This is a genomic window from Nocardiopsis ganjiahuensis DSM 45031 (assembly GCF_000341085.1).
Classification (GTDB): Bacteria; Actinomycetota; Actinomycetes; order Streptosporangiales; family Streptosporangiaceae; genus Nocardiopsis; species Nocardiopsis ganjiahuensis.
This window is the reverse complement of the sequence record NZ_ANBA01000031.1, coordinates 85033-91032: the sequence shown is the minus strand read 5'-3', so window position 1 is coordinate 91032 and position 6000 is coordinate 85033. Positions and strand designations below refer to the sequence as shown.

The window sequence follows — 6000 nt, the reverse complement described above, 5'->3', positions numbered from 1 at the left end:
CCCCCCCCCCGCTCGTGTGTCAGGCCTCGCGGGCCCGCTTCGGCTCGCGGCTCCGGGGCGCCGACTCGGTCCGGCCGCGCTCTCCGAGGGTCTCGGCCCGGCTCCGGTGGCGCGCCGCGAACACCCGCAGCGCCAGGTTGACCGCGTCGTCGTGGTTGCGGGCGCCGGAGAAACGCATGGTCTCCCGGAGGGCCTCGTCGTCGATGTCGATCCAGGTGGGGCTCACTCCGCGCTCCTCGCCGTTCGGGGATGGGGACAACCCATGGTCCCGCATACGGAGAGTGACACGCGCACTACCCGCGCACAGGGTGTCGCAGGTCAGCCCATCGTCTTCTGGCCGTCGATCGACTCGCGGATGATGTCGGCGTGCCCGCAGTGCTGCGCGGTCTCACGGATCAGGTGCAGCAGAACGTCACGCGCGGTCCACGCGGTCTCCTCGGGGAACCAGGGCGCGGGCGGGAGTTTCTGGCTGACCTCCAGGTCCGGCAGGGCGCGGATGCAGGCCTCGGTGGCCTCGGCCGTCTCCGCGTACCCGGACAGGACCCCCTCCACGGTCTCGTCCCCGACCAGGCGGAAGGTGTTCTCGTGGTGGTCGTAGGTCTCCTGGGACTCGTAGTCGACCTCCTTCGAGTCCGGGCCCTCCTCGATGAACCGGAGCCACCCGCGCTCGGCGCCCGACACGTGCTTGACGATGCCGATCAGGTTCAGGACGCTGGCGGTCGGCCGCTCCTGGAGCCGGGCGTCGTCCAGGCCCCTGACCGTGGTGAGCAGGAACTCGCGCTGTTCGGCCAGGAAGGACAGCAGCGCGTCCCGCTCGGCATCGACCCGGTGGTTCGTCTCGGTAACCGTCGCCGTCATGGGAACTCCTCTGTCGTGTCCGTCTCGCTTGACCCGACCCTAGGAAGCATGGCGGTCAGTTACTGTCCTCCACTCAGGCGGAACGGACTGACTTTCTGGCTTCCTCGAAAGCACTGCGGATAACCTGGCGGTCTGGCGACCCGGAGGTTCCATGGCCCTGATACCGCTCCAGTACCGACTCGACGGCCCCAGGCACGCGCCCGTCGTGCTGCTCGTGCCGCCGTTCGGGACGAAGATGTCGGTCTGGGAGCCCCAGATGCCCGAACTCACCCGAAATCGGCAGGTGCTGCGGGTCAACCACCGGGGGCACGGGTTCTCCCCGGCGCCCGAGGGGCCCTACTCCGTCGAGGACCTCGCCCTGGACATCCTGGGGGTCCTGGAGGACCTCGGGTTCTCCCGGGTCTCCGCGGTCGGCGGCGGCTTCGGCGGTTCCCTGCTGCTCTGGATCGCCGCCAACTCCCCGCGCACCCTGGAGCGGCTCGCGCTGCTGGCCGGGACGCCGCGCACCCCGCCCATGCACCGCTGGGACCGGATCGCCTCGAGGGTGCGGGGGAGCGGACTGGACTCGGTCACCGCGGACGTGGTCCTGCCCTGGTTCACCCCGGACCTGACCGACGACCGCCCGGAGGTCGCGGCCCGGTTCACGGAGGACTTCGGCGGCATCGACCCGGGCGCCTTCGCGTCGATCTGCGATGCCGTGGCCGGGATGGACCAGCGCAACCTGGTCTCCGACGTGCGTGTGCCCACCCTGGTGGTCTCAGCCGCGCACGATCCCCTGCTGCCGCCCGGGCACGGGCGCAGGCTGGCCGACGGGCTCTCCGGGGCCCGGTTCGAGGTGGTCTCCGGTGCCGCGCACCTTCTCGGGGTGGAACGCGCCGACCGGGTCAACGAACTGCTCGTGGAGCACATGGCCGCCTGAACACGCGCGACCGCGGGGGTCAGGTCTCTTCGGGGACCGGGATCAGCGGGCAGTTGATCTCCAGGAGGTAGCCGTCCGGGTCGCGGAAGTGCGCGGCCCGGATGCCCCACGCGGTCCAGTCCCGGGGCGCCATCACCTGACGGGCGCCGTCCGCGACCAGCCCGGCGGCGGTCTCGTCCACGTCGTCCACCTCGAAGATGACCGCGAACCGGTCCTGGTGGGGGAGTTCGGGGTCGGCGGTGTCGGTCTCCAGGGCCTCGGCCATCACCTCGCGCTGGTTGATCGCCAGCCGTGTCTGTGAGTGCACGTCGAACTCGGCGTAACGGCTGTTCTCGTCACCCCAGAGGAGGGGGAGCTTGAGGACGTCGGCGTAGAAGCGGAAGCAGGCCTCGTAGTCGTTGACGAGGAGCCTGATGTAGCTGCAGCGCATGGGAGCCTCCTGCCGTGCGGGTTGGTCGTCGGCACCATTCTCACGTCTGAGGGTGACGGATCACTGAGTATCCGTACCCGGATGTCGCGTGGCCGGATGTGGCCACGCCTCTTCGGCCCTCCCTGTTGACCTGTGAGTTCGGGTCCTCAACTCGTTCCGGGACATGTCCGTTGCCAGTCTTCGACGCTTCATAGTCCCTGTGCTCGTGAATGTAGTACATGTACTATCAATCGAAGCAGGGTGATGACGAAGAAGAGGAGGAGTGCTGTGACGAGTCAGATGGCAGCCGGCAGGTCCAGGGCCGGCGCCCTGGCCTCCGGGATCCCGGCCGAGACCGTGCTGAGGGTCAGTGGCCTGCGCATGAACTACGGCAGTACCGAGGTCCTCAAAGGGGTGGACCTCACCGCGCGGCGCGGCGAGGTGATCGCGCTCCTGGGGCCCAACGGCGCGGGCAAGACCACCACCATCGAGATCCTCGAGGGCTTCCGCCGCCGCTCCGCCGGCGAGGTCGACGTCCTCGGCTCCGACCCGGACCACGGCGACGAGGAGTGGCGCTCACGCCTGGGCGTGGTCCTCCAGTCCTGGCGCGACCACGGCGCCTGGCGGGTCCGCGACCTGCTCCACCACTTCGGCCGCTTCTACGCTCCCTACTCCAAGACGGACCACGTCCGCCCCCACGACACAGGAGTCCTCCTGGACCTCGTCGGCCTCACCGAACACGCGAACCAGAAGATCAGAACCCTCTCCGGAGGGCAGCGCCGCCGCCTGGACGTGGCGATCGGCATCGTCGGCCGACCCGAGGTCCTCTTCCTCGACGAACCCACCGCCGGGTTCGATCCCAGGGCCCGCCGGGACTTCCACGACCTCGTGTTCCGGCTCGCAGACGAGGAGGACACCACGATCCTGCTCACCACCCACGACCTCGACGAGGCCGAGAAGCTCGCCGACCGCATCCTCCTCCTGGCCGGGGGCCGGATCGTCGCCGACGGCAGCCCCGACCAGCTCTCCTCCCTGATCGCCAGCGAGAGCGAGGTGGCCTGGACCGTGGGGGAGCAGCGTCACGTCCACGCCACCGACACCCCCGCCCGCCATGTCGCGGAACTGTACGCGCAGCACGGCGAGGACCTCACCGATCTGAGGGTGTCCCGGCCGTCCCTGGAGGACGTGTACATGGCCATGGTCCAGCGGTACGAGAGCGGCGACGCCGAGCGTGCCGCAGACGAGTTCACGAAGGAGATCCGATGAACACCTCCGTCGGCCTCGGGGCCAACGCCGTCCGGGCCGGGCTGTCCCGGGGCCTGATCGAGTTCCGCGGTTCGATGACCAACCCCCAGGAGGTGCTGCTCGGCTACCTGATGCTCCCCGCGATGTTCCTCGGGATGGCGCTGTTCCTCGGTGACAACGAGGCCGGGGGCATCACCTCGGGGATGACGATCATCTTCTCCGGCCTCGTCACGATGATCGCGATGCTGGGGATGGCGACCACCGCCCAGGTGATCGCCACCGAACGCGAGGACGGAACGCTCCTGCGTTGCCGGGCCGTCCCGCACGGCATGATCGGGTACACGGTCGGCAAGACCGTCCACATCCTGTTGATGTCGGTTCTCGCCATGTCCCTGCTGCTGGTCCCGGCGCTGTTGTTCGTCGACGGTGTCGCCGTCCAGGGGTGGACGGGAGCCCTCGCCCTGGTGTGGGTGTGCCTGCTCGGTCTGGCGACGCTGGCCTCGATCGGAGCGATCATCGGAGCTCTCATCAGCAACCCCAGGTTGGTTGTCGGCCTGGCCATGCTGCCCGTCATGGTGCTGGTGGGCATCTCGGGGATCTTCTTCCCGATGGCTTTCCTGCCCGGTTGGCTCCAGACGGTCGCCATGGTCTTTCCGATCTACTGGATCGGCGAGGGATTGCGCGCCGCGCTCTTTCCCGCCGAGGCCCTGGCCGCCGGAGAGTTCGGTGTCGCTCAGTTGCCGCTGGTCGCCGGGGTCCTGGCACTGTGGACGGTGCTCGGGTTCCTCGTCGCGCAACGTGTGCTGCGGCGGATGGCCCGGCGTACGTCGGGGTCGCGGGTCCAGGCGGCCCGAGAGGAAGCGATGAAGCGTGCCTACTGAGAACAAGCAGGGCGGGAACGGCCGCCGCGCCAGGTCGGCGGCCAACACGGAGGCGATCTTCAACCGGATCGCGATGCTGCGGGCCGAACGGAACGTGTCCCGCCGGCAACTGGCCGAGGCCCTGGGGGTCCACTACCAGACCGTCGGCTACCTGGAACGGGGCGAGTACAGCCCCAGCCTCCACCTGGCCCTGCGCATAGCGAAGTACTTCGAGGTCCCGGTCGAGGTGGTGTTCTCCACCGAACCCTTCCCCCGCATCGGCCAGTGACGGCCGCTCCACCCCGAGGAGGTTCCCGATGAACCCGATGAACCAGTTCGATCAGGCGATTCTGGTCTCGCTCGAGACCCCTTCCCTGAACCGCGCCCGAGCCTCCAGGGCCCGCCGACGCCTGCACGTGGTGCTGCTCACCGCGCTGATTCTGACCGTGGCCGTGCTGCTGGCCGTCACGACTCTGCGCAACACCGGCGGTCCGCAGTTCGTCATGCTGGCAGCGGTTGTCAGTCTCGTCGCGGCGCTGCTCTACCTGGTCACCCGGCTGAACAAGATCACCCGGGCCTCCCTGCCGGTACGCCTTCTGGACGAGCGTCAGCGCGAGGAGCGGGATCATGCGAACCGCTTCGGCCAGTCCTTCACGAGTGCGGTCCTGGGGACCAGTTTCATTCTGGTCATCCTCATCACGACCTTCAGCCCCGCGAGCGTGGTCTTCCCCAGCTGGCTGGCCTCCCCGCTGCTGTGGGTGCTGGCGATGGTGCACGCCTCGGCCCCGGCCTTCTACCTGGCCTGGATCCAGCCCGACGAGCTTCCCGACGACGAACCCGCCCAGCCCTGACCCGCTGAAGGCCACGGGCCCCCTGGTCAGCACGACACGGCCGGGCGTTCTGCTCCGAGCTGCCCGGGGTCCTGGCCTCCGATGCCGGCTAGTACGAGAAGGGGTCCGGGCCGGCCCAGCCGTAGGTGTCGCGCCGGCGGACCTCGGCGAGCTCGTCCTCGGAGAGGACGCGGGGCTCGCCGAGGCGGCGGGCGCTCAGGTAGGTGGTGCAGAGCCAGTCGAGCAGCCGGAGGTTCTCCATGGCGTGCTCCAGGTTCCGGCCCAGGGCCAGGCCGCCGTGGTTGGCGAGCAGGGCGGCGCCGCGGCCCTTGAGGGCCTTGACCGCCTGGTCGGCGATGTCGCCGGTGCCGTAGGGCGTGTAGGGGGTCACCGTGACGGCGCCGCCCAGGGCGGCGGCGCGGTGGTGGATCGGGGGGAGCTCGGGGAGGACGGAGGAGACGGCGACGGTGTCGGTGGTGAACGCGTTGACCACGGCCAGGGAATCGCGGCCCTGGTCGGCGGCGTGGCGGTGCACGGCCATGTGGAGCGTGGTCTCGGCGGCGGGGTCGCGCCTGCCCTCGAGCATCCGGTCGTCCAGGGACATGACCGGGCAGTCGTGCGGCTGGAGCTGGTCGAGGGGGACGCCGTGGGGGGTGACGACCACCAGGTCGCCGCTGCGGACGCTGACGGTCCCGGCCTCACCGGGGGCGGTGCCCGGGTGCTGGGCGATGGCGCGGGCGGTCAGGCAGAGATCGCGGCGTTCCTGTTCAAGCAGCATGCGTTCCTCGGTGGGGTGCGCGGGCAGCGGTCCGTGGGGGTGCGTCCGGCAAAGTCGGTCAGACCGACTTAGGTACACCTAAATGTACGTCAAAGAGCTGT

9 protein-coding genes are annotated in these 6000 nt (G+C 69.6%); 5 read left to right on the top strand and 4 right to left on the bottom strand.

Annotated elements, in window-relative coordinates; translation table 11 throughout:
* Nucleotides 1-19: 19 nt before the first annotated feature.
* Together D458_RS0131180 and D458_RS0131175 are read right to left on the bottom strand one after the other, a co-directional pair.
* Nucleotides 20-226: a type II toxin-antitoxin system VapB family antitoxin gene (locus D458_RS0131180; RefSeq protein ID WP_017590643.1), complete on the bottom strand. Its 207-nt coding sequence runs from the start codon at nt 224-226 to the stop codon at nt 20-22.
* A gap of 92 nt (nt 227-318) precedes the next feature.
* A complete protein-coding gene (locus D458_RS0131175; RefSeq protein WP_017590642.1) occupies nt 319-858 on the bottom strand; it encodes a DinB family protein in 540 nt (179 codons plus the stop codon).
* A 151-nt stretch (nt 859-1009) separates the two neighbouring features.
* Between D458_RS0131175 and D458_RS0131170 the strand changes: the two genes are divergently transcribed.
* Complete coding sequence (locus tag D458_RS0131170; RefSeq protein WP_017590641.1) at nt 1010-1777, top strand: alpha/beta fold hydrolase; 768 nt, start codon at nt 1010-1012, stop codon at nt 1775-1777.
* Between the two features lie 19 nt (nt 1778-1796).
* Here the strand turns inward: D458_RS0131170 and D458_RS0131165 are convergent, their stop codons facing one another.
* On the bottom strand, nt 1797-2207 hold the full coding sequence (locus tag D458_RS0131165) for a VOC family protein (RefSeq protein WP_017590640.1): 411 nt from the start codon (nt 2205-2207) through the stop codon (nt 1797-1799).
* Nucleotides 2208-2486: 279 nt separating this feature from the next.
* Here D458_RS0131165 and D458_RS0131160 point away from each other — a divergent pair, with 279 nt between their 5' ends.
* Genes D458_RS0131160 through D458_RS0131145 form a run of 4 tightly spaced genes read left to right on the top strand, consistent with a single transcriptional unit; the run spans nt 2487 to nt 5142 of the window.
* Nucleotides 2487-3452 carry an ABC transporter ATP-binding protein gene (locus D458_RS0131160; RefSeq protein WP_017590639.1) on the top strand — a complete coding sequence of 322 codons (966 nt, stop codon included), beginning with the start codon at nt 2487-2489 and terminating at the stop codon, nt 3450-3452.
* Nucleotides 3449-4312: an ABC transporter permease gene (locus D458_RS0131155; protein WP_017590638.1), complete on the top strand. Its 864-nt coding sequence runs from the start codon at nt 3449-3451 to the stop codon at nt 4310-4312. The genes D458_RS0131160 and D458_RS0131155 overlap by 4 nt, the downstream gene beginning before the upstream one ends.
* The gene (locus tag D458_RS0131150) at nt 4302-4580 is read left to right on the top strand and encodes a helix-turn-helix transcriptional regulator (RefSeq protein WP_017590637.1); all 279 of its coding nucleotides are present in this window, start codon (nt 4302-4304) and stop codon (nt 4578-4580) included. Before D458_RS0131155 ends, D458_RS0131150 begins: the two co-directional genes overlap by 11 nt.
* Nucleotides 4581-4608: 28 nt before the next feature.
* Nucleotides 4609-5142, top strand: coding sequence for a G protein-coupled receptor family protein (locus D458_RS0131145; protein ID WP_017590636.1), 534 nt, complete (start codon nt 4609-4611; stop codon nt 5140-5142).
* Between the two features lie 88 nt (nt 5143-5230).
* Here the strand turns inward: D458_RS0131145 and D458_RS0131140 are convergent, their stop codons facing one another.
* Complete coding sequence (locus D458_RS0131140) at nt 5231-5899, bottom strand: class II aldolase/adducin family protein (RefSeq protein WP_017590635.1); 669 nt, start codon at nt 5897-5899, stop codon at nt 5231-5233.
* Nucleotides 5900-6000: the final 101 nt, after the last annotated feature.